Below are 23,391 nucleotides of genomic sequence, written 5' to 3'. Positions count from 1 at the left end.
TTATCATCTATCCATGTTCATCTGGAATGCGGCTCGCATTTTTCAGCTCAGCGTCTTCCCCATCAGAATTGTTTCTGGACATCCATACAGTATCATTTTACCTTGAGCGACAGCGTGAAAGGCCTGCGGAGGCAAAGTGGATATCAGCATATTTTATGGTCTGGGTGGCAGTGCGGTCGGGTTACTGATCGGGTGGTTGGTTGCCAGTCTGATTCATCAGCAGAAGCTGTCGCAGCATGACACTGAACAGCGCTTGCTGGCGCAGACATTGCAGCAGGCTCAACAGTCACTCAGCGAGCAGCAGCAGGCAAAGCAGCAGGACGAACAGCGGCTGCGGCAAAACGAGCTAGAGCTGCGCACGGTTCATGCTCAGCTCTCTGCCAGCCATGAAAAGCTGCAACAGCTCGGTGAACTCCGTGAGGAGTGTGCGCAGTTAAATCAGGAATTGCGAACGCTACGTGAAATCAATAGCGCGCAGGAAGCGGAGCTGCGGGAAGTCACTATTCGGCTGGAGGAAACCCGGATGGCGGCGGAAGAGAAGCAGCGACTGCTGGCAAACAGCGAACAGCGGTTGACGACGCAGTTTGAGAATCTGGCAAACCGGATTTTTGAGCACAGTGGTCGTAAAGTGGATGAACAAAATAAACAGAGTCTGGATAAGCTGCTGATGCCGCTGCGTGAGCAGCTTGATGGGTTCCGCCGTCAGGTGCAGGACAGCTTTGGCGCGGAAGCGCGCGAACGTCACACGTTGGCGCATGAAATCCGCAATCTGCAACAGCTGAACGCGCAGATGGCACATGAAGCCATCAACCTGACGAAAGCACTGAAGGGCGACAATAAGACACAGGGCAATTGGGGAGAAGTCGTGTTAAGCCGCGTGCTGGAAGCCTCCGGTCTGCGTGAAGGCTATGAATATCAAACGCAGGTCAGCGTACAAACGGGGGCAAATAGCCGCTTGCAGCCGGATGTCATCGTGCGTTTACCGCAGGGCAAAGATGTCGTGATCGATGCCAAGATGTCGTTGGTGGCCTACGAGCGCTATTTCAATAGTGACGATGACGTAGAGCGTAGCGTAGCGCTGAACGAACATTTACTCTCGGTTCGCAACCATATTCGGCAACTTAGCAGCAAAGATTATCAGCAGCTTCCAGGGCTGCGTTCACTAGACTACGTGCTGATGTTTATTCCCGTTGAGCCTGCTTTTCTGGTCGCTATCGATCGTCAGCCTGAATTGATCAACGAGGCGCTGAAGAACAATATTATGCTGGTCAGCCCAACCACGCTGCTGGTGGCATTACGCACCATCAACAATTTATGGCGCTATGAACAACAGAGCCGCAATGCACAGCAGATCGCCGAAAAAGCCTCGCGGTTGTACGATAAGCTGCGGCTGTTCGTCGACGACATGGAAGCGCTGGGGCAGAGTCTGGATAAAGCGCAGGGCACTTATCGTCAGGCGATGAATAAACTTTCCTCTGGGCGTGGTAACCTTATTGGCCAGGCTGAGGGGTTTCGTACGCTGGGCGTAGAAATTAAACGCACGATCAGCCCGTCATTAGCAGAAAAAGCAACGGCCCATGAGCACACTGAACGCGATGAATTACCGGATGCCGTAGCACCCGACGCCGTTTCATCAACCGTGAAAACGGAGGGTGAAGAAGGGGAAACCCCCTTCGCTACCGGTACTCATTCGTACTAAATAGATATGGATTTCGCGGGCTTGGCACTTATGCACTGCGAAATTAGTGCAGTGGGGTTTTTATCTGGGTCTGGTACACTCTCACCATTAATGGGTAGACCCGAAATTTGACTGAAATAGTAGGCGGATAAGATGGCAAGTGAGCAGGAGAATACGGCCGACTTTGGTTTTCGGACTGTCGCCAGGGATGAAAAAGAAGTCATGGTGGCTGAGGTTTTTCATTCTGTAGCAGCAAAGTATGACCTGATGAATGACCTGATGTCTTTCGGTATCCACCGTATCTGGAAGCGTTTCACTATTGAATGTAGTGGGGTAAGGCGTAACCAGCGCGTTCTGGATCTTGCCGGAGGAACAGGGGATTTAACCGCTAAATTTTCCCGCATGGTTGGTGAAGGCGGTGAAGTTATTCTGGCGGACATCAACGCATCAATGCTGAAAGTCGGTCGCGAGAAACTGCGTAACAAAGGCATTATCGACAATATCAACTACGTGCAGGCCAATGCAGAAGCGCTGCCGTTCCCCGATGATTTCTTCGACTGTATTACTATCTCCTTTGGTTTACGTAACGTGACGGACAAGAACAAAGCGCTGCGTTCTATGTACCGCGTTCTGAAGCCCGGTGGTCGGTTGCTGGTGTTGGAGTTTTCCAAGCCTGTGATTAAACAACTAAGCACCGTTTACGATGCGTATTCATTTCATATCCTGCCGAGGATTGGCGAAGCCGTGGCAAGCGATGCCGGAAGCTACCGCTATCTGGCGGAATCTATCCGCATGCACCCCGATCAGGAAACGCTGAAAGGGATGATGAGCGATGCCGGTTTTGACAGCGTTAATTACTTCAACCTCACTGGTGGAATCGTTGCGCTGCACCGTGGGTTTAAATTCTGATTGGAAACGCCAATGCTGATAACGTCTTTTCTGACTGCTACGCTGGAAACCGCGCTGAATCAGCTGCTTTTTCACGACACGGTTTCTTGCGATCGAAGCATGAAGTCTGCCCGTCAGCGCTTACAGGGGAAAACACTCCAGATCGAACTGGCTGAACTGGATGCTCCCCTGGTGCTGGTGTTTAGCGAACAGCGGCTGGATGTGGTCAGCCAGTGGGGCGAATTGGCCGACTGTCGTTTGAAAACACGCGTTCCGGTTTTAATGAAATTGCGCGATCGTCAACAGCTATCATCGTTGATGCGCAGCGGTGAACTGGTTATTGAAGGTGATATTCAAGTCGTTCAACAGTTCATCGCGCTGTGCGATCTGGCGGAGTTCGATCCGGCGGAATGGTTGTCCCCTTATCTGGGCGATATTGTTGCTCAGGGGCTTAGCCAGACAGCACAGAAAACCTTTAGTTTCTTGAGACGGTCATCACACCAGCAACAACATTTCTTGTCCGAGACGTTAACGGAAGAGTGGCGATTAGCGCCGGGAAAATTGGAAAATGCTTGGTTCCATGAGGAAATTATTGCACTGGATAAATCCGCCGACATGCTGTCCGAACGGCTGGCTAAGCTGGAGGCTTTACGATGACGCCTGGTGAATTACGCCGTCTTTACAGTATTGTGCGTGTGTTGTTGAGCTATGGTCTGGATGAACTCATTCCTAAAATGCGTCTGACGTTTCCGCTGCGCGCGGGGCGTCGCCTGCTGTTCTGGTTACCTAATCGTCACCTCAATATGCCTTTAGGGGAGCGTCTGCGTTTGGCGCTTCAGGAACTGGGACCCGTGTGGATTAAGTTCGGGCAAATGATGTCGACGCGTCGCGATCTGTTCCCGCCTGCTATCGCCGATCAGTTAGCGATGTTGCAGGATCAGGTTGAACCGTTTGACGGCAAACTGGCGCGTGAGCAAATTGAGCTGTCGATGGGGGGAATCCCTTTGGAAGCGTGGTTTGACGATTTCGACATTAAACCGCTGGCCTCTGCCTCGATTGCGCAGGTTCATACCGCACGCCTGAAAAGTACGGGAAAAGAGATTGTTATCAAGGTGATCCGCCCGGATATTCTGCCGGTTATCAAGGCAGATATGCGCCTGATGAAACGTCTGGCTGGCTGGTTGCCCCGTCTGTTGCCGGATGGTCGCCGCTTGCGCCCACGCGAAGTGGTGCTGGAATACGAAAAAACGCTGCTTGATGAGCTGAACCTGTTGCGCGAAGCGGCGAATGCCATCCAGCTACGGCGTAATTTTGATAACAGCCCAATGCTGTATGTGCCGGAAATTTATTCGGATTATTGCAGCGAAAGCATGCTGGTGATGGAGCGAATCTACGGTATTCCTGTTTCTGATGTCGATGCGCTGAAAGCCAATGGCACGGACATGAAGTTACTGGCGGAACGCGGCGTTCAGGTTTTCTTCACGCAGGTCTTTCGCGACAGTTTCTTCCATGCGGATATGCATCCCGGCAATATCTTTATTAGCCACGAGCATCCGGAAGATCCGCAATACATCGGTATTGATTGCGGTATTGTCGGTTCGTTGAATAAAGAAGATAAGCGCTATTTGGCTGAGAATTTCATCGCGTTTTTCAACCGTGATTATCGTAAAGTTGCCGAGCTGCATGTGGACTCGGGGTGGGTGCCGGCGGACACTAATGTGGCAGATTTTGAATTTGCTATTCGTACAGTCTGTGAACCGATCTTTGAGAAGCCGTTGGCAGAAATTTCGTTCGGCCATGTATTATTGAATTTGTTTAATACGGCGCGTCGCTTCAATATGGAAGTACAGCCTCAGTTGGTGTTACTGCAAAAAACGCTGCTGTATATTGAAGGCGTTGGTCGGCAGCTTTATCCGCAGCTTGACCTGTGGAAAACCGCCAAGCCGTTTCTGGAGAGCTGGCTGAAGCAACAGGTCGGTTTACCTGCGGTTTTCCGTGCACTCAAAGAAAAAGCACCGTTTTGGGCTGAGAAATTGCCGGAAATCCCTGAACTGTTTTATGACGGATTGCGTCAGAATAAGATGTTAAAACAAAGTGTTGATAAGTTGACCCATGAGTTGAAAACGCAGCAGGCGCGTCAAGGGCAGTCACGATATCTTTTGGGTATTGGCGCAACCCTGCTAATCAGTGGTACGTTGTTACTTATCAGCTGTGTTGAAGCCGATATGGTTCCCGCAGGGTTGATGGCAGCAGGAATAGTTGTCTGGATTATCGGCTGGCGTCGAACTCGTTGAAACAGATCATGATGCACGTCAGAATTAACCGATATAATAACGAGAATTCTGTCGTTCCCCTTTTGCAAAGAGGTAAATATTATGGGTGGTATTAGTCTCTGGAACCTGCTGATTATCGCAGTTATCGTCATCTTGCTGTTCGGAACTAAGAAACTGAGAACTCTGGGTTCGGATTTGGGCGCGTCAATCAAGGGTTTTAAGAAAGCGATGGGTGACGATCAGTCGTCCACTAGTGCAGATAAAACGCAGCCAGATGCTGATTTCTCTACCAAGTCTATCGCTGACAACCAATCAGACGTTAAGCAGAGCGACACGAAGAGCCAGCATAAAGAGCAGGTGTAATCTGTGTTCGATATCGGTTTTGGTGAATTGCTATTGGTGATGGTCCTCGGCCTGATTGTTCTCGGACCCGAGCGCTTGCCTGTGGCAGTCAGAACGGTTGCAAGTTGGATCAGGACGCTGCGTTCGCTGGCGTCTACGGTTCAGAATGAACTGTCGCAGGAGCTGAAACTCCAGGAGTTTCAGGAAAGCCTGAAGAAAGTCGAAAAAGCCAGTTTGCAGAATCTGTCGCCTGAGTTGAAAGCCTCAATGGATGAACTCAAAGAAGCAGCAGACGCGATGAAACGTGGCTATACCGAGCCATTGTCACTGCAAAAATCAGATGACCACCAAAAATTGGATGGGCATAGTGTGACGATGGAACCGCAACACAATACCCGGCTGAACGATCCCGAAGCGGCCTACGACGGGGTGATTGAAGCGGAAACCGCAGTACGTCCGGCAGACAGCCAACCTAAATCTGAAAACGGTACTGCTGCTGAACATCACCATGATGGCCGCAATGCTACGAGTGATGAAGCTGTCGGCAACGATAATGTCAAACCTGAGCAGTCCCAGTCTTCTGCTGTTTCTGCCCGCCAACCGAGCGATAGTCGTTAGTTTATGGCCGATGAAGATACTCAACCGCTAATTAGCCACCTGATTGAGCTACGCAAGCGGCTACTGAACAGCATTCTCTGTGTGCTGGCGGTATTTGTTGTGCTGGTGTTCTTTGCCAATGACATTTACCAAGTGGTTTCTGCGCCGCTCATCGAGCAGTTACCTGCCGGTGCTAGCATGATCGCGACGGATGTCGCCTCGCCTTTCTTTACGCCGATAAAGCTGACGATGATTGTCTCAGTATTTGTCGCCGCGCCGTTGGTGCTGTATCAGGTGTGGGCATTTGTGGCTCCTGCTCTATATAAACACGAGCGTCGCCTCATGATGCCGTTGCTGGTATCCAGCAGCCTGCTGTTTTATTCGGGCATGGCATTTGCGTACTTTGTGGTGTTCCCGCTGGCGTTCGGTTTTTTCGCGAAAACGGCACCTGTTGGCGTGTTGATCGCGACCGACATCAATAACTACCTCGATTTTGTTATGGCGCTGTTCATGGCGTTTGGCGTATCGTTTGAGGTGCCCGTTGCCATTGTACTGCTCTGCTGGAGTGGTGTGGTGACGCCAGAAGACCTGAAGAAAAAGCGGCCTTATATTTTGGTGGGCGCATTCGTTGTCGGGATGCTGCTGACGCCGCCGGACGTTTTCTCACAGACGCTACTGGCGATTCCGATGTATCTACTGTTTGAGATCGGTGTCTTCTTCGCGCGGTTTTATGTTGGCAAAGGCCGACGGGCTGAGACGGAAGAGCCATCGTAGTAACGAACAGTTCCCTGCGGCAGGACGGTAAAATGACCTCTCTTTGAGAGGTCTTATTTTTGTGCGCCGGGCATGGCGCGTAGCGCCTTGACGGGCGCTGTCCGTTGACTGTAGTGGTCAAGGGGCGACTTGGCGGTGAAAGTCCTCTACACACCCGGCAAGGGGAAGTGTTAGCCGAACGGCAAGGGTGCCCACCGCGAGGTGGGATCTGAAGGAAGCTGAAGGCAAAATGCTGGCCTGACGAACAGGAAGCAGTTTAGGCGGCACAGCGGGGTAAGGTGGCAAATATCATCAAAGCCCAATACTTGCACAGAACGCTGTGACGTAAAGCTGACAGGCATAAGCAGGAAGGTCGCGCGAATTACCCCGGGAGGGCTGCACGTTTGCTTCAGGGCTACCGAGCGTCGAGAGGCGACGGGATGAACGTGCAGCAGTCAGCCGAAGCCGTAGTAGTGCTGCATAACTGGCAGCATGAAGGGCTGAACATGATTAACCGTGATTAGGACACCGATACTCGATGGGAATTAATGAGGCACAAGCGCAGAGCACTGCGGCCAGCGGCAGAGGAGACGGACAGTATCCGTCAGTGCTGCATGAGGGTGCTGAAATCCCCACGGCGGTCGGTGGGCAAACGAAAGCGGAAATGCCGTTGACGATGGAAACGGTGATAACGAGAGAGAACCTGATGCTGGCCTATCAGCGCGTGGTGGAAAACAACGGCGCGGCAGGGGTAGATAACCTGAAAGTGACGGAGTTGAAGCCGTGGCTGAAACAGAACTGGGCGAGTATCAGGCAGGCATTGATTACGGGCGCCTACCAGCCGCAGGCGATACGCAGAGTGGATATCCCAAAGCCGGACGGCGGCGTGAGAACCCTGGGTATCCCGACGGTAGTGGACAGGCTTATCCAGCAGGCGATAGCACAACAACTCAGTCCGGTCGTGGAGCCGCACTTCTGCGAATCGAGTTACGGGTTCAGAAGTAACCGCAATGCGTGGCAGGCAGTGCAACAGGCACAGCGCTACATACAAAGCGGGAAACGCTGGGTGGTCGATCTGGATCTGGAAAAGTTCTTTGACCGGGTGGATCATGACATTTTGATGTCACGTCTGGCGAGGCATGTCAGGGATAAACGGCTGTTGAAACTGATACGTCGCTACCTTGAAGCGGAAATGACGAACGGGTGCGAGACAGAGAAGCGAGGTAAGGGAATGCCGCAGGGCGGACCGTTGTCGCCGCTACTGTCGAACATTCTGCTGGATGAACTGGATAAAGAACTGGAGCGTCGAGGTCACAGCTTCTGTCGCTATGCGGATGACTGCAACATTTACGTGAGCAGTCGCAAAGCAGGCGAGCATATCTTTAGGGCAATCAGGGTGTACCTGAGAGACATACTGAAGCTAAAGGTCAATGAGCAGAAGAGTTCGGTGTCGCGACCGTGGGAGCGTAAGTTCCTGGGATACAGCGTGACACGGCACAAACAGACCCGACTGAAGATCGCAGGGAGCAGTGTCGAGAGGCTGAAGGAGAAGATCCGTAGCCTGACGACAGGGCACGCGACGAAATCAGTGAAAGGCGTAATCAATGAACTCACACCGATACTGCGAGGCTGGATGAGCTACTTCAGATACACGGAAGTAAAAGGAGTTCTGGAGAAGATTGACGGCTGGGTCAGGCGTAAACTGCGCAGTCTACTGTGGCGGCAATGGAAACGAACGTATACGCGAGCCCGAATGCTAATGCGAGCGGGCTTGTGTGAAAAGCGAGCGTGGAGGTCGGCGAGTAACCAGCGAGGAGCGTGGTGGAACGCGGGGTCGAGTCACATGAATGATGCGATAAAGACGGCGCAGTTCAGACGACTCGGCTTGATATCACTAGTGGAGCAGCAACGGCAGTTCCAGAGTTAACATGAACCGCCGTATGCGGAACCGCACGTACGGTGGTGTGAGAGGACGGCGGGAGTAATCTCGCCTCCTACTCGATTATTCGCCAGAGTGAAAGTCATGTTTGATATCGGTGTCAACCTAACCAGTTATCAGTTTGCAAAAGACCGGGATCAGGTCGTCATCCGGGCAATGCAAGCGGGGGTCAGTGGTGCCTTGATCACCGGAACCAATGTTCAGGAAAGCCATCAGGCGATGTTACTGGCGCAAGCCTATCCCGATTACTGTTGGTCAACGGCGGGTGTTCATCCGCATGATGCCAGCCAATGGAATGACGCTGTTGCCGAACAGATTCACCACATGGCAAATGCTGTCTGCGTGGTTGCCATTGGCGAATGCGGGTTGGATTTCAACCGTAACTTCTCGACGCCAGAAGAACAGGAACGGGCATTTAGCGCACAGCTGGCGATTGCTGCTGAGCTGTCTATGCCCGTTTTCCTTCACTGCCGCGATGCCCATTCCCGCTTTATTTCTCTGTTGACTCCCTGGCTGAATCAGTTACCTGCCGCTGTGGTTCACTGCTTTACCGGTAACCGTCATGAATTGGATGAGTGTCTGGCTGCGGGGCTGATGATCGGCATTACCGGCTGTGTTTGCGATGAGCGTCGCGGACTTGAGCTGCGAACCTTATTGCCGCATATTCCTGCCGATCGGCTGTTGGTGGAAACCGATGCACCCTATCTGTTACCTCGGGATTTACGCCCTAAACCGGCCTCTCGCCGTAACGAACCCTGTTATCTGCCTCATATTATTCGCCAAATTGCGGCGTGGCGTGGAGAAGATTCCACGTGGTTGGGGCAGGTTACAGATGAAAATGCCCGCCGGGTTTTCCGGCTGGCCTGATTCAGGAGAATAATGACATGAGCACTGCTTTTCCCGGCACGTTCCCCGGCCGACGTATGCGCCGTATTCGCCGCCATGATTTCAGCCGTCGCCTGGTTGCTGAAAATCAACTGACGGTGAATGATTTGATTTATCCCGTTTTCGTGATGGAAGGGAAAAATCATCGTCAGGAAGTTCCCTCAATGCCGGGGGTATACCGGATGACTATCGACGTGCTTTTGAAAGAGGCCGAAGAGATCGCTAAGCTCGGCGTTCCGGTGCTGTCACTGTTCCCCGTCATTGAAGCGGATAAAAAATCACTCTATGCCGAAGAAGCCTATAACCCGGATGGTCTGGTTCCTCGCACGATCCGCGCGCTGAAAGACGCTGTTCCTGAGCTGGGGTTGCTGACGGATGTGGCGCTCGATCCCTATACTACACATGGGCAGGACGGGATTATCGATGCGGATGGTTATGTGATTAACGACGTCACCAAAGAGATTTTGGTACGTCAGGCGCTGTCCCATGCAGAAGCCGGCGCAGAAATTATTGCGCCCAGCGACATGATGGATGGCCGCATCGGCGCGATTCGTGACACCCTTGAAGCACAAAACCTGATCAATACCCAGATCATGGCGTACTCGGCTAAATATGCATCGTGCTATTACGGACCTTTCCGTGACGCCGTGGGCTCAGCGGGTAACCTGAAAGGTGGCAACAAGAAAACCTACCAGATGGACCCGGCCAACAGCGATGAAGCTTTGCAGGAAATTGCACAGGATTTGCAGGAAGGCGCGGATATGGTGATGGTCAAACCGGGGATGCCTTATCTGGACGTGGTGCGTCGCGTCAAAGAGTCGTTCGGCGTGCCGACGTTTGCTTATCAGGTATCTGGCGAATATGCGATGCACATGGCAGCAATTCAGAATGGTTGGTTGCAGGAGCAACCCGTCGTGATGGAGTCTCTGTTGTGCTTTAAACGCGCGGGTGCAGATGGAGTGCTGACCTATTTTGCTAAGCGTGTCGCACAGTGGCTGCAGGATCAGCATATGCAACGCTAGGCCCGTTCTCATCCGGCGTGTTATAAATGCGCCGGATAGAGCAATAAGGCGGTGTTGGACTAGGTTTTACGAAATTCTCGGTTATCTATGCTGTGTTTGACCTGCTTGTTTAGCATATTCAGCAATAACATTGAGCGAGCTTCACCATCAGGTTCGGTGTAGATAGCCTGAAGACCAGAGAAGACACCATCGGTTATCACTACGCTATCACCGGGTTGTGGCGTTAACGGGTCAATGATGATCTCTTGCATAGAGCGAAGTGATAATTCATCGATAACCTGTTGCGGAATGGTCGCCGGTAGTGCGCCAAATCGCACAAAGTTACTCACCCCACGCGTCGCGCTGATGGTGGTGGTGTGGATGCGTTCGGGATCGAACTCCACAAACAGGTAGTTCGGGAACAACGGCTCACACACTTCCGTCCGTTTACCACGAACGATCTTATCCAATGTGATCATCGGGCTCACACAGGTGACATCCTGATGTTCCAGATGCTCTTTCGCTCGCAGCAGTTGACCACGTTTACAATACAGTAAGTACCAGGCTTCCATAATTTCGCAGACTTATGATTCCGACGCGCAAGCATAACAAAAGCGAGCAAGGATAAAAAATTTTCGGCAAATATTTTTGCTACCACATTATGACAAGCGAATTCTTGATGGTGATTAGATTCTTGCCATAAATAGGCATTGCGGGAAGCGACAGGTTGGCTAAGAGACTTTATAATAGCCAGAACGATAGACTGCCTCCGATGAATAGCATGAAATACCGTGACTTACGCGAATTCCTCTCACTGCTGGAAGAGAGAGGGGAGTTGAAACGCATTACCCAGCCCATCGATCCCTACCTTGAAATGACGGAAATTGCCGACCGGACGCTGCGTGCGGAAGGTCCAGCCCTCCTGTTTGAGAACCCCAAAGGCTATGACATGCCGGTGCTGTGCAATTTATTTGGTACGCCGAAACGTGTTGCATTGGGAATGGGACAGGAAGAGGTCAGCGCATTGCGAGACGTAGGCAAACTGCTGGCATTTTTGAAAGAGCCAGAGCCGCCGAAAGGGTTCCGCGATCTGGTAGATAAAATGCCGAAGTTTCGTCAAGTACTGAATATGCCGACGAAGCGGTTATCTTCTGCACCGTGTCAGGAACAGATTTGGCAAGGTGATGATGTTGATCTGCGTCGAATTCCGGTGATGCAGTGCTGGCCGGAAGATGCTGCGCCGCTGATTACCTGGGGACTTACCGTGACGCGGGGGCCGCATAAAGAGCGGCAGAATCTGGGGATCTATCGCCAGCAGGTGCTGGATAAAAACAAACTGATTATGCGCTGGCTATCGCATCGCGGCGGCGCACTGGATTTTCAGGAGTGGTGTCAGGAACATCCGGGGCAGCGTTTTCCCGTTGCTGTCGCGCTGGGGGCTGACCCAGCGACGATCCTCGGTGCGGTGACACCTGTCCCCGACACGCTGTCAGAATATGCCTTTGCGGGGTTGCTGCGTGGGCATAAGACTGAAGTGGTGAAGTGCCTGTCGAACGATTTAGAAGTCCCCGCCAGTGCCGAAATTGTGCTGGAAGGCTATATTGAGCCGGGAGAAATGGCGGCAGAAGGGCCGTATGGTGACCATACTGGCTATTACAATGAAGTTGATCACTTTCCGGTCTTTACCGTCACACATATTACTCAACGCCAAAATGCCATTTATCACTCGACTTACACCGGGCGTCCGCCGGATGAGCCCGCGGTACTCGGTGTGGCGTTGAATGAAGTTTTTGTACCAATCCTGCAAAAGCAGTTTCCTGAGATTGTCGATTTTTATTTGCCACCGGAGGGTTGCTCTTACCGTCTGGCGGTCGTTACCATGAAGAAACAGTACGCGGGCCATGCGAAACGCGTCATGATGGGCGTCTGGTCTTTTTTACGCCAGTTCATGTATACGAAATTTGTTATTGTCTGCGATGATGACGTTAACGCGCGCGACTGGAAAGACGTGATCTGGGCGATCACGACGCGTATGGACCCGGCGCGCGATACGGTATTAGTGGAAAACACGCCGATAGACTATCTTGATTTCGCCTCGCCGGTCTCTGGCCTCGGTTCAAAAATGGGTCTGGATGCCACCAATAAATGGCCTGGCGAAACGCAGCGTGAGTGGGGACACCCCATTAAGAAAGACCCGCAGGTTTGTGCCCGCATTGATGAAATATGGGACGAATTGGCCATTTTTAGTGACAGAGAGCCCCAGCGTTAACGCCTGCTCTGTTCTCAGTTTTGCTTTTATGACCCTATAGAGGGAATGCATGACAACATTGAGCTGTAAAGTGACTTCGGTCGAAGCCATAACCGATACGGTTTATCGCGTTCGTTTGTTACCTGAAGCGCCTTTTTCCTTTCGGGCTGGCCAATATTTGATGGTGGTGATGGGCGACCGAGATAAACGCCCTTTCTCACTGGCATCAACCCCGATGGATAAAGATTTTATTGAGTTGCATATTGGGGCGTCCGAACTGAACCTTTACGCGATGGCCGTGATGGAACGTATTCACAAGGAAAAAAACCTGACGGTCGATATTCCGCATGGTGAAGCCTGGCTGCGAGAGGAGAGTACGCGACCGCTGGTATTGATTGCGGGCGGAACGGGGTTTTCGTATGTGCGTTCTATTCTTCTGACCGCGCTGGCACAGCAACCTGAGCGCGATATCTCCATTTACTGGGGCGGACGTGAATCCCAGCATCTGTATGACTTAACGGAGCTTGAGGGGTTTGCGGCTAAGCACCCGACTCTGCGTGTGGTGCCGGTAGTCGAACAGCCGGAAGAAGGGTGGAATGGCAGAACGGGCACCGTTCTGAGCGCGGTCTTGCAGGATTACGGTTCACTGGCAGAACAGGATATTTACATTGCCGGGCGCTTTGAAATGGCGAAAATTGCGCGTGAGCGTTTTTGTAATGAGCGCGGTGCGCTGGCTGCCCATATGTTCGGCGACGCGTTTTCGTTTATTTGAAATGGTCGATGCAGTAAGACATCAGCAGTAAAAATGAAAATCCCACGGCTGTGGGATTTTTGGTTTCTAGCCGTCCTCTGACAGCGCTTTCCTGTGTTTAGACGCGCTCAAACACGGTTGCAATACCTTGTCCTAACCCGATACACATCGTTGCCACGCCAAACTGGGTATCGCGACTTTCCATCAGATTAATCAACGTAGTAGAGATACGTGCGCCTGAGCAGCCGAGCGGGTGACCCAGCGCAATCGCGCCGCCGTTGAGATTGATCTTTTCATCAAGCTGTTCCAATAGACCCAGATCTTTAATACAGGGCAGCGTCTGGGCGGCGAATGCTTCATTCAGCTCAAAGATACCGATATCGGTGAGGCTCAACCCTGCTCGTTTCAGCGCCAGTTTGGTCGCCGGGACGGGGCCGTAACCCATAATCGACGGACCGCAGCCCACCACGGCCATCGCCCGAATGCGTGCTCGCACGGGTAGCCCTAACGATGCCGCACGGGATTCGCTCATGATCAACATGGCCGCTGCGCCGTCGGACAACGCTGAGGATGACCCTGCTGTCACCGTGCCGTTAACCGGATCAAATGCTGGTTTGAGTGCGGCAAGGCTATCGACGGTGGTGTCTGGACGAATCACTTCATCATAATCGAAACGTTGCAGCGCGCCGTCTGCGTCATGCCCCGTCGTGGGGATGATTTCATGACGGAATGCGCCAGATTGGGTGGCGTTGTACGCTCGCTGGTGTGAGCGGGCGGCGAATTGATCCTGCATCTCACGACCAATATTGTGCATACGTGCTAGCATTTCGGCCGTCAGCCCCATCATTCCTGCGGCTTTAGCTATGGTGCGGCTTAGCCCCGGATGAAAATCGACGCCATGATTCATCGGCACATGTCCCATATGCTCAACACCACCGATTAAGCAGACGTTCGCGTCACCGACCATAATCGCGCGGGCAGCATCGTGAAGCGCCTGCATGGAGGAACCGCACAGTCGGTTAACCGTGGTCGCGGGGACATTCATCGGGATTTCAGCCAGCAACGCGGCATTGCGAGCCACGTTGAAGCCTTGCTCCAGTGTTTGCTGTACACATCCCCAATAGATATCGTCGATCTCATGGGCGTCTAGCGCTGCGTTACGGCTTAATAAGCTGCGCATCAGGTGCGCGGACAGGTCTTCGGCTCTCACCTGACGGAAGGCTCCGCCTTTGGATCGTCCCATCGGCGTGCGTACGGCATCAACAATCACTACCTTTTCCATATTTCCTGTCCTCATGCCGGTTGACCGTAAGAAACGCCCGCGTGTGGCGCGACCGATGGATAATAGCCTTCATTACTTTTGGCCTTTTGCTGTAAGTCGCTTGGCACTTGATAGATTGCACCGAGGTGCGCCAACTGTTGCGCCATCTCGACATAACGTTGGCTGCCTAATGTATCCAGATAGCGGCAGGCTCCACCGTGGAAGGGTGGGAAACCTAACCCGTACACCAGCGCCATGTCTGCTTCGGCAGGGCTGGCGACGATACCTTCTTCCAGACAGCGCGCGACTTCATTAACCATCGGAATCATCATGCGAGCGATAATCTCTTCCGCGCTGAATGTTTTTCTCGGTTGGCTGATGTCCTGAAGGAACGTATCTACAGCGTCATCCTGCTCTTTACGCAGTTTCCCTTTGCCATCGGTTTGATAACGATAGAAGCCGTGGCCATTCTTCTGTCCGAAGCGCTGGTGTTCAAACAGTACATCAATCGCATCGTGATAATCTTTCGCCATGCGCTGTGGGAAGCCCTCTGCCATCACAGCCTGGGCATGGTGAGCGGTATCAATGCCAACCACATCCAGCAGATAGGCGGGGCCCATCGGCCAGCCGAATTTTTTCTCCATGACGTTATCGATCTCACGGAAATCGGCACCGTCTCTGAGCAGTAGGCTGAATGCAGCAAAGTAGGGGAACAGCACCCGATTCACGAAGAATCCGGGGCAGTCGTTCACGACTATCGGTGTTTTGCCCATCTTGCTGGCGTAAGCCACCACGCTGGCGATGGTGCTATCGCTGGTTTTAGGGCCGCGAATAATTTCGACCAATGGCATGCGATGCACCGGGTTGAAGAAGTGCATTCCGCAGAAGTTTTGCGGTCGTTTTAACGATGTCGCCAGCGTAGCAATCGGGATGGTTGAGGTATTCGACGCCAGAATCGTCTTCTCGTTAACGTGCGATTCGACTTCCGCTAATACGCTGGCTTTGATTTTCGGGTTCTCAACCACGGCTTCAACGACGATGTCAGTGCGCTCGAACCCGGCGTAATCCAACGTTGGCTGAATGCTCGCCAGAATCGTCGCCATTTTCATTCCGTCCAGCTTGCCGCGCTCCATCTGTTTATTCAGTAGCTTGGCTGCCTCATTCATCCCCAGCGCGAGCGGCTTCTCATTGATATCTTTCATCCGAATCGGCACGCCTTTGAACGCGGATTGATAGGCAATGCCGCCACCCATAATGCCAGCACCTAGCACGGCGGCCTGCTGCGGCACGGATGTCTCGCCAATCAGTTTCTTCGCTTTGCCTTTAACATATTGATCGTTTAGGAAAATGCCAACGAGGGCGCGAGCTTCATTTGAACGCGCCAGTTGAACGAAATGCTGCGTTTCGAGCTGCAATGCGTCGTCGCGCGTCATAGTCGCGGCGGCCTCGATGGTTTTTACCGCTAGCATCGGTGCGGGATAGTGCTTGCCAGCGGTTTGCAGCACCATCGCTTTGGCGGTGGTAAAGCTCATCATGGCTTCAATCTTATTGAGCTTCAGCAGGGCAAGTTTCGGACGTCGGTAAGCCTGCCAGTCCAGTGAGCCGTCAATCGCCTGTTTCAACATCTTGATGGCAGCGGGAACAAGTTTGTCATTGGCGACAACGGCCTGCACGAGTCCCACTTTTAAGGCATCGGCTGCGCTGATATCTTTGCCTGCGGCGATGATCTCTAGCGCGCTGTCGGCTCCCAACAGGCGTGGTAGCCTGACTGTGCCGCCAAAGCCCGGCATAATCCCCAGTTTGGTCTCAGGCAGCCCGATGCGTGCATCCGTCGTTGCTAAACGAAAGTCGGTTGCCAGTACGCACTCACACCCACCGCCCAACGCATAGCTATTGATTGCGGACAGTGTGGGAACGGGTAAATCCTCAAGGCGGCTGAAAATGCGGTTGGCGAAGACAAGCCATTCATGCAGCTTTTCGGCCGGTACTGCAAAAAGAGAAAGGAATTCCGTGATGTCGGCACCGACAATAAATGCCGGTTTGTCAGAGCGTAACAGTAAGCCCTTCAGGTTCGGCTGTTCCGCCAGAACGTCCAGCGCCTTACCCAGGCTGGCAACCGTGCGGGTATCTAGCTTGTTTACGAAGCCTGAGGCAGAAAATACCAGCTCGACAATGCCGTCCTCAAGCCAGTTAAGGTAGAGGGATTCACCTTGATAAAGCATGTTCATCTCCGCTGTTTGTGTGAGTGATCTGGTATGACCAGATAATCGAATTGTGGTTTTAATGTTAATTTTTTGCAAACGAGAGATTAATTTTTTGCCGAATCGATCACAAAGCACCGGACGCTGCCCTTGGGGAATGCCTGTGTTAAAATGAAGGGATCATGTCGTGACGTACAAGGATACTCATGGAAAAGCTGGCTTCTTTATATCATCACCATCTGGCGACGCTGCAAACGCGTGCTCAGGCGGTTTTAGCGCGCCATCAGCTTGACGCATTACTGATTCACTCTGGTGAGCTGTTGACCGTTTTTCTCGACGATCACTACTATCCTTTCAAAGTTAACCCGCAGTTTAAAGCGTGGGTGCCCGTCACGCAGGTGCCGAACTGCTGGCTCTGGGTTGACGGCGTTAATCCGCCGAAGCTGTGGTTCTATTCGCCAGTCGATTACTGGCATAACGTTGCGCCAGTCCCCGAGAGTTTCTGGACTGAAGAGATTGAGATTACCGTGCTACGGAATGCCGATGATATCGGGCAACTGCTTCCATCGCAGCGCGATCGTGTTGCCTATATCGGCTACGCCCCGCAGCGTGCGCAGGATTTGGGCATTCGTGCGGATAATATCAATCCTCAGGGCGTGCTGGATTACCTGCACTATCATCGCGCTTACAAAACAGATTACGAATTGGCCTGCATGCGTGAAGCGCAGAAGACCGCGGTTATCGGTCATCGTGCCGCGCATGAAGCATTTCTGTCCGGCATGAGCGAATTCGATATTAATCTGGCGTATCTGACGGCCACTGGTCATCGTGATATCGATGTCCCTTACGGCAATATCATCGCGCTCAATGAACATGCGGCGGTGTTGCACTATACCCAGCTCGATCATCAGGTGCCTTCCGATGTCCGCAGCTTCCTGATTGATGCAGGGGCGGAATATAACGGCTATGCCGCCGATCTTACGCGTACCTATTCCGCACAGAGCGATGGCGCGTTTGCCCTGCTGATTAAAGATCTCAATCAGGAAATGCTTTCATTGATTGATACCGTTCAGGCGGGCGTGCGTTATACCGATTACCATATTCAGATGCATCAGCGGATTGCGAAGCTGCTGAAATCGCATCAGTTGGTGCGGGATATCAGCGAAGAAGCCATGGTGGAGCAGGGGCTCACATCGCCTTTTCTGCCACATGGTCTTGGTCACCCGCTGGGCTTGCAAGTGCATGATGTCGCCGGATTTATGCAAGACGATCGCGGTACACACTTGGCTGCGCCGTCGCAGCATCCTTACCTGCGTTGTACCCGCGTGCTTGAACCTGGCATGGTCATGACGATCGAGCCGGGAATCTATTTCATCGAATCCTTGCTTGCTCCGTGGCGTGAGGGCGAATTGAGTCAGTACTTTGACTGGCAAAAAATCGAGGCGTTGAAACTGTTTGGCGGTATCCGTATCGAAGATAATATTGTCATTCATGAAGGGCGTGTGGAGAACATGACGCGCGACCTGAATCTGGCCTGATGCAAGCGTATCCCGTTCCTGCTGCGCCAGTGAGCTTCAGCGAGGAAATCAAGAAAAGCCGCTTTACGACGATCCTGGCGGCAACGCCGGGAATCGACGCGGCAAAAGCGTTTATCCAGCACGTCCGGGAAGAGCATGCCTCGGCGGGGCATCACTGCTGGGCGTTTGTTGCAGGTGCGCCCGACGATTCCCAGCAGCTTGGTTTTTCTGACGATGGCGAGCCATCCGGCACGGCGGGCAAACCGATGTTGTCACAGTTGATGGGAAGCGGTATCGGTGAGATTACGGCAGTAGTGGTGCGTTACTATGGCGGCATCCCGCTGGGCACTGGCGGGTTAGTGAAGGCTTATGGCGGTGGTGTTCAGCAAGCGCTGAAACTGATATCGCTACAAGAGAAAGTATTGCAAAAAGAGTATGGCTTACACTGTGACTATGCGCTGTTGCCTCAGGTTGAATCCCTGATTTTCCAGCTTGGCGGGAAAGTGCTGCATAGTGAATATGGCGTGGAAGTTGTATTGCGGTTCTCTATCCCCGTAAGGGGAACCGAAGAAGCGGCAACGAAATTACGTGATTTAAGTCGCGGTGCGTTGCATTTATTGCCGGTTCCATAATAATCCCAGCGCTTTTTATGAATCATTAAGGAATTCCCTGCGATGCACTTGCGCGCCATAACCCGTATTGTCGGCCAATTGGTTATCCTTTTTTCCGGGACGATGGTTATTCCCGGACTGGTGGCGTTAATTTACCGTGATGGCGCAGGCCGGGCGTTTACGCAGACATTTATTGTCGCGTTGGCGATTGGCATCATGCTGTGGCTACCAAACCGAAAACAGAAGCATGAACTGAAATCTCGTGAAGGATTCCTGATTGTAGTCCTCTTCTGGACGGTGCTGGGCAGCGTCGGTGCGCTGCCTTTCCTGTTTGCTGAACATCCTAATTTGGGCGTAACGGATGCTTTTTTCGAATCGTTCTCTGGGTTAACGACAACGGGCGCCACTACGCTGGTCGGGTTGGATTCACTGCCTAAAGCCATTCTGTTTTATCGACAAATGCTGCAATGGTTTGGCGGGATGGGGATCATCGTACTCGCCGTTGCTATCCTGCCGATTCTTGGTGTCGGTGGGATGCAGCTTTATCGTGCAGAAATGCCGGGGCCGCTGAAGGAAAACAAAATGCGCCCGCGTATTGCCGATACGGCAAAAACGCTGTGGCTGATTTATCTCTTACTTACGATTGCCTGTGCCGTCGCGCTTTGGCTGGCTGGCATGCCGATATTTGATGCAATTGGGCACAGTTTCTCTACGGTGTCCGTTGGGGGGTTCTCTACTCATGATGCGAGTATCGGCTATTTTAATAGCCCAACGATTAACACCATCATCGCGATATTCCTGCTGATTTCCGGCTGTAACTTTGGTTTGCACTTTGCCCTGCTGAGCGGCCGCAGCCTGAAGGTATACTGGCGTGACCCAGAATTCCGCATGTTCATTTTTGTTCAACTGTCGCTGGTGGCCGTGTGTACGATGGTTCTGTGGTTCCACCACGTTTATGACAGCGGAATGCAGACGATCAATCAGGCATTTTTCCAGGTTGTCTCGATGGCGACAACGGCAGGGTTTACGACGGATAGCATTGCATCGTGGCCGCTTTTTCTGCCGGTTTTGCTTCTGTGTTCCGCGTTTATTGGCGGGTGTGCGGGCTCAACCGGGGGCGGCTTGAAAGTGATTCGTATCCTGCTGCTTTTCTTACAAGGATCGCGTGAGCTTAAGCGTTTAGTACACCCGAATGCGGTTTACACCATTAAATTGGGCCATCGGGCGCTGCCAGAACGTATTCTTGAAGCCGTGTGGGGATTCTTTTCCGCGTATGCACTGGTTTTTATTGTCAGTATGCTAGCCGTCATTGCGACAGGCGTTGATGATTTCTCTGCGTTTGCGGCGGTCGCCGCCACATTGAATAACCTGGGGCCGGGGCTGGGGGTTGTCGCGGAGAATTTTACCTCGATGAATGATGCGGCAAAATGGATTCTGATACTGACAATGCTGTTTGGTCGTTTAGAAGTCTTCACGCTTTTAGTGCTGTTTACGCCAACCTTCTGGCGGGAATAGTCCCCATAAGGATAAAGAACAATGAAAGCTTTGATCGTGTTTTCGAGTCGGGATGGGCAAACAAGAGCGATTGCCTCCTCTATTGCGAATACGCTGAAAGGAACCTTGGAGTGCGATGTGGTTAACGTACTCAATGCGAATGATATCGATCTGAGCCAATACGATCGGGTCCTGATTGGGGCGTCGATTCGGTACGGGCGCTTTCATCCTGTGGTAAATCAATTTATCCATAAGCATCTGACTTCTCTGCAACAGCTACCCAGCGCATTCTTTTCCGTGAACCTCACTGCGCGTAAGCCAGAAAAGCGCACAATACAAACCAATGCCTATACGCGTAAATTTTTGCTGAATTCCCCTTGGCAACCCGATCTGTGTTGTGTGTTCGCGGGTGCCCTGCGTTATCCGCGTTATCGTTGGTTCGATCGGGTAATGATTCAGCTTATTATGCGTATGACGGGCGGCGAAACGGATAGCACGAAAGAAATTGAATATACGGACTGGCAGCAGGTTGCCCGTTTCGCACAAGATTTCGCTCAATTAGTGGCGAAAAACCCGGCATAACGCTGTCTTTTAATGCGCTTTGCTGAAAAAAAACTCACTCGGTAATTATTTTGCATTTAGCACTTGTCAGCGTGCGAGAAGTCCCTATAATCCGCCTCCACTGACACGGCAACAGCGGCACGCGATTGCGGTGTCAGGAAAAAAGATTCAACGAAGGCGGTCAGTAATGACTTGACTTCACAGCGGAAAAGCATAGTATATGCAGCCCGCGCCACCGATGAAGTGGCACTGCTCTTTAACAATATAATCAGACAATCTGTGTGGGCACTCACAAGACCGTATCTTAACGATATAAAAAGTCTTGAAGAGTGAACAACAGTGAAATTCATTACGAATAAACAGTTTTAATTCTTTGAGCATCGCTGACGAGTTCAGCAAATCAAACAAATCTTAAATTGAAGAGTTTGATCATGGCTCAGATTGAACGCTGGCGGCAGGCCTAACACATGCAAGTCGAGCGGTAGCACAGGGGAGCTTGCTCTCTGGGTGACGAGCGGCGGACGGGTGAGTAATGTCTGGGAAACTGCCTGATGGAGGGGGATAACTACTGGAAACGGTAGCTAATACCGCATAACGTCTTCGGACCAAAGAGGGGGACCTTCGGGCCTCTTGCCATCGGATGTGCCCAGATGGGATTAGCTGGTAGGTGAGGTAATGGCTCACCTAGGCGACGATCCCTAGCTGGTCTGAGAGGATGACCAGCCACACTGGAACTGAGACACGGTCCAGACTCCTACGGGAGGCAGCAGTGGGGAATATTGCACAATGGGCGCAAGCCTGATGCAGCCATGCCGCGTGTGTGAAGAAGGCCTTCGGGTTGTAAAGCACTTTCAGCGAGGAGGAAGGCGGTAAGGTTAATAACCTTACCGATTGACGTTACCCGCAGAAGAAGCACCGGCTAACTCCGTGCCAGCAGCCGCGGTAATACGGAGGGTGCAAGCGTTAATCGGAATGACTGGGCGTAAAGCGCACGCAGGCGGTCTGTTAAGTTGGATGTGAAATCCCCGGGCTTAACCTGGGAACTGCATTCAAAACTGACAGGCTAGAGTCTTGTAGAGGGGGGTAGAATTCCAGGTGTAGCGGTGAAATGCGTAGAGATCTGGAGGAATACCGGTGGCGAAGGCGGCCCCCTGGACAAAGACTGACGCTCAGGTGCGAAAGCGTGGGGAGCAAACAGGATTAGATACCCTGGTAGTCCACGCTGTAAACGATGTCGATTTGGAGGTTGTGCCCTTGAGGCGTGGCTTCCGGAGCTAACGCGTTAAATCGACCGCCTGGGGAGTACGGCCGCAAGGTTAAAACTCAAATGAATTGACGGGGGCCCGCACAAGCGGTGGAGCATGTGGTTTAATTCGATGCAACGCGAAGAACCTTACCTACTCTTGACATCCACAGAACTTAGCAGAGATGCTTTGGTGCCTTAGGGAACTGTGAGACAGGTGCTGCATGGCTGTCGTCAGCTCGTGTTGTGAAATGTTGGGTTAAGTCCCGCAACGAGCGCAACCCTTATCCTTTGTTGCCAGCGATTCGGTCGGGAACTCAAAGGAGACTGCCGGTGATAAACCGGAGGAAGGTGGGGATGACGTCAAGTCATCATGGCCCTTACGAGTAGGGCTACACACGTGCTACAATGGCGTATACAAAGAGAAGCGACCTCGCGAGAGCAAGCGGACCTCATAAAGTACGTCGTAGTCCGGATTGGAGTCTGCAACTCGACTCCATGAAGTCGGAATCGCTAGTAATCGTAGATCAGAATGCTACGGTGAATACGTTCCCGGGCCTTGTACACACCGCCCGTCACACCATGGGAGTGGGTTGCAAAAGAAGTAGGTAGCTTAACCTTCGGGAGGGCGCTTACCACTTTGTGATTCATGACTGGGGTGAAGTCGTAACAAGGTAACCGTAGGGGAACCTGCGGTTGGATCACCTCCTTACCAAAAAGATGTGCGTTGAGTGAAGTGCTCACACAGATTGTCTGATGAAAATACTGAGCAAGCGCACCTGTTGATGCGATGAGTGTAAACTCATGCTGACGCGAGAGTGCCGGGTTTATGATCCGGTACGGATTTTTCGTGTCCCCATCGTCTAGAGGCCTAGGACACTGCCCTTTCACGGCTGTAACAGGGGTTCGAATCCCCTTGGGGACGCCAATCCGATAATGAGTGAAAGACATTATCATGAATATCTTAAAGATGATTCTTCGGAGTCATGTTTACGATATTGCTCTTTAACAATCTGGAACAAGCTGAAAATTGAAACATGACAGCTGAATGAACATTGATACCTGCGGGTGTCAATGGTGAATCAGTCTGTCAATGAGTCTCTCAAATAATCGCAGCGCGATACGTGACTTTGATTACTCAAAGACAC

At 52.2% G+C, this 23,391-nt stretch carries 19 protein-coding genes, 1 tRNA gene and 1 rRNA gene; 18 read left to right on the top strand and 3 right to left on the bottom strand.

What is annotated here, in order from left to right:
- Positions 1 to 136: 136 nt before the first annotated feature.
- The 10 genes from rmuC (at position 137) to hemB (ending at position 10,377) form a co-directional block, all read left to right on the top strand.
- On the top strand, positions 137 to 1,699 hold the full coding sequence (gene rmuC, locus AACH44_RS19390) for a DNA recombination protein RmuC (protein ID WP_261849846.1): 1,563 nt from the start codon (positions 137 to 139) through the stop codon (positions 1,697 to 1,699).
- 132 nt (positions 1,700 to 1,831) lie between these two features.
- Positions 1,832 to 2,587: a bifunctional demethylmenaquinone methyltransferase/2-methoxy-6-polyprenyl-1,4-benzoquinol methylase UbiE gene (gene ubiE / locus AACH44_RS19385; protein WP_005973427.1), complete on the top strand. Its 756-nt coding sequence runs from the start codon at positions 1,832 to 1,834 to the stop codon at positions 2,585 to 2,587.
- Positions 2,588 to 2,599: 12 nt separating this feature from the next.
- Positions 2,600 to 3,223 carry a ubiquinone biosynthesis protein UbiJ gene (gene ubiJ / locus AACH44_RS19380; RefSeq protein WP_261849847.1) on the top strand — a complete coding sequence of 208 codons (624 nt, stop codon included), beginning with the start codon at positions 2,600 to 2,602 and terminating at the stop codon, positions 3,221 to 3,223.
- Positions 3,220 to 4,860, top strand: a complete 1,641-nt coding sequence (ubiB, locus tag AACH44_RS19375; protein ID WP_261849848.1) for a ubiquinone biosynthesis regulatory protein kinase UbiB — start codon at positions 3,220 to 3,222, stop codon at positions 4,858 to 4,860. The genes ubiJ and ubiB overlap by 4 nt, the downstream gene beginning before the upstream one ends.
- Before the next feature lie 81 nt (positions 4,861 to 4,941).
- Complete coding sequence (tatA, locus tag AACH44_RS19370) at positions 4,942 to 5,202, top strand: Sec-independent protein translocase subunit TatA (protein ID WP_261849849.1); 261 nt, start codon at positions 4,942 to 4,944, stop codon at positions 5,200 to 5,202.
- Positions 5,203 to 5,205: 3 nt separating this feature from the next.
- Positions 5,206 to 5,799, top strand: coding sequence for a Sec-independent protein translocase protein TatB (tatB, locus tag AACH44_RS19365; RefSeq protein ID WP_261849850.1), 594 nt, complete (start codon positions 5,206 to 5,208; stop codon positions 5,797 to 5,799).
- Positions 5,800 to 5,802: 3 nt separating this feature from the next.
- Positions 5,803 to 6,552, top strand: coding sequence for a Sec-independent protein translocase subunit TatC (gene tatC / locus AACH44_RS19360; protein WP_261849851.1), 750 nt, complete (start codon positions 5,803 to 5,805; stop codon positions 6,550 to 6,552).
- Positions 6,553 to 7,069: 517 nt separating this feature from the next.
- Positions 7,070 to 8,458 (top strand): group II intron reverse transcriptase/maturase, encoded by a 1,389-nt coding sequence (gene ltrA / locus AACH44_RS19355; RefSeq protein ID WP_338659413.1) that lies wholly within the window; start codon positions 7,070 to 7,072, stop codon positions 8,456 to 8,458.
- 96 nt (positions 8,459 to 8,554) lie between these two features.
- Entirely contained in the window at positions 8,555 to 9,337 is a 783-nt protein-coding gene (gene tatD, locus AACH44_RS19350) for a 3'-5' ssDNA/RNA exonuclease TatD (protein WP_261849852.1), read from the top strand.
- A gap of 17 nt (positions 9,338 to 9,354) precedes the next feature.
- Positions 9,355 to 10,377, top strand: a complete 1,023-nt coding sequence (hemB, locus tag AACH44_RS19345; RefSeq protein ID WP_261849853.1) for a porphobilinogen synthase — start codon at positions 9,355 to 9,357, stop codon at positions 10,375 to 10,377.
- A 59-nt stretch (positions 10,378 to 10,436) separates the two neighbouring features.
- Here hemB and rfaH read toward each other — a convergent pair whose 3' ends face one another.
- Positions 10,437 to 10,928, bottom strand: coding sequence for a transcription/translation regulatory transformer protein RfaH (gene rfaH / locus AACH44_RS19340; RefSeq protein ID WP_261849854.1), 492 nt, complete (start codon positions 10,926 to 10,928; stop codon positions 10,437 to 10,439).
- Between the two features lie 200 nt (positions 10,929 to 11,128).
- Between rfaH and ubiD the strand changes: the two genes are divergently transcribed.
- On the top strand, positions 11,129 to 12,625 hold the full coding sequence (gene ubiD, locus AACH44_RS19335; RefSeq protein WP_261849855.1) for a 4-hydroxy-3-polyprenylbenzoate decarboxylase: 1,497 nt from the start codon (positions 11,129 to 11,131) through the stop codon (positions 12,623 to 12,625).
- Between the two features lie 49 nt (positions 12,626 to 12,674).
- Positions 12,675 to 13,376, top strand: coding sequence for an NAD(P)H-flavin reductase (gene fre, locus AACH44_RS19330; protein ID WP_261849856.1), 702 nt, complete (start codon positions 12,675 to 12,677; stop codon positions 13,374 to 13,376).
- A gap of 97 nt (positions 13,377 to 13,473) precedes the next feature.
- Here fre and fadA read toward each other — a convergent pair whose 3' ends face one another.
- A complete protein-coding gene (fadA, locus tag AACH44_RS19325) occupies positions 13,474 to 14,637 on the bottom strand; it encodes an acetyl-CoA C-acyltransferase FadA (RefSeq protein ID WP_261849857.1) in 1,164 nt (387 codons plus the stop codon).
- Between the two features lie 11 nt (positions 14,638 to 14,648).
- Positions 14,649 to 16,838 carry a fatty acid oxidation complex subunit alpha FadB gene (gene fadB, locus AACH44_RS19320; RefSeq protein ID WP_338659412.1) on the bottom strand — a complete coding sequence of 730 codons (2,190 nt, stop codon included), beginning with the start codon at positions 16,836 to 16,838 and terminating at the stop codon, positions 14,649 to 14,651.
- A 185-nt stretch (positions 16,839 to 17,023) separates the two neighbouring features.
- Here fadB and pepQ point away from each other — a divergent pair, with 185 nt between their 5' ends.
- From pepQ to AACH44_RS19290, 6 genes are all read left to right on the top strand, one after another.
- On the top strand, positions 17,024 to 18,355 hold the full coding sequence (pepQ, locus tag AACH44_RS19315) for a Xaa-Pro dipeptidase (RefSeq protein WP_261849859.1): 1,332 nt from the start codon (positions 17,024 to 17,026) through the stop codon (positions 18,353 to 18,355).
- Complete coding sequence (locus AACH44_RS19310) at positions 18,355 to 18,966, top strand: IMPACT family protein (RefSeq protein WP_039533218.1); 612 nt, start codon at positions 18,355 to 18,357, stop codon at positions 18,964 to 18,966. Before pepQ ends, AACH44_RS19310 begins: the two co-directional genes overlap by 1 nt.
- A gap of 42 nt (positions 18,967 to 19,008) precedes the next feature.
- A complete protein-coding gene (gene trkH / locus AACH44_RS19305) occupies positions 19,009 to 20,460 on the top strand; it encodes a Trk system potassium transporter TrkH (protein ID WP_261849860.1) in 1,452 nt (483 codons plus the stop codon).
- Between the two features lie 21 nt (positions 20,461 to 20,481).
- The gene (gene hemG / locus AACH44_RS19300) at positions 20,482 to 21,021 is read left to right on the top strand and encodes a menaquinone-dependent protoporphyrinogen IX dehydrogenase (RefSeq protein WP_338659411.1); all 540 of its coding nucleotides are present in this window, start codon (positions 20,482 to 20,484) and stop codon (positions 21,019 to 21,021) included.
- A 392-nt stretch (positions 21,022 to 21,413) separates the two neighbouring features.
- Positions 21,414 to 22,955, top strand: a 16S ribosomal RNA gene (locus AACH44_RS19295).
- Positions 22,956 to 23,095: 140 nt separating this feature from the next.
- Positions 23,096 to 23,171: transfer RNA gene (locus AACH44_RS19290), tRNA-Glu, on the top strand.
- Positions 23,172 to 23,391 lie beyond the last annotated feature (220 nt).

The organism is Pectobacterium araliae, assembly GCF_037076465.1.
Classification (GTDB): Bacteria; Pseudomonadota; Gammaproteobacteria; order Enterobacterales; family Enterobacteriaceae; genus Pectobacterium; species Pectobacterium araliae.
Note: the sequence above shows the minus strand (reverse complement) of the source record. Positions and strands in the feature narration are given on the sequence as shown.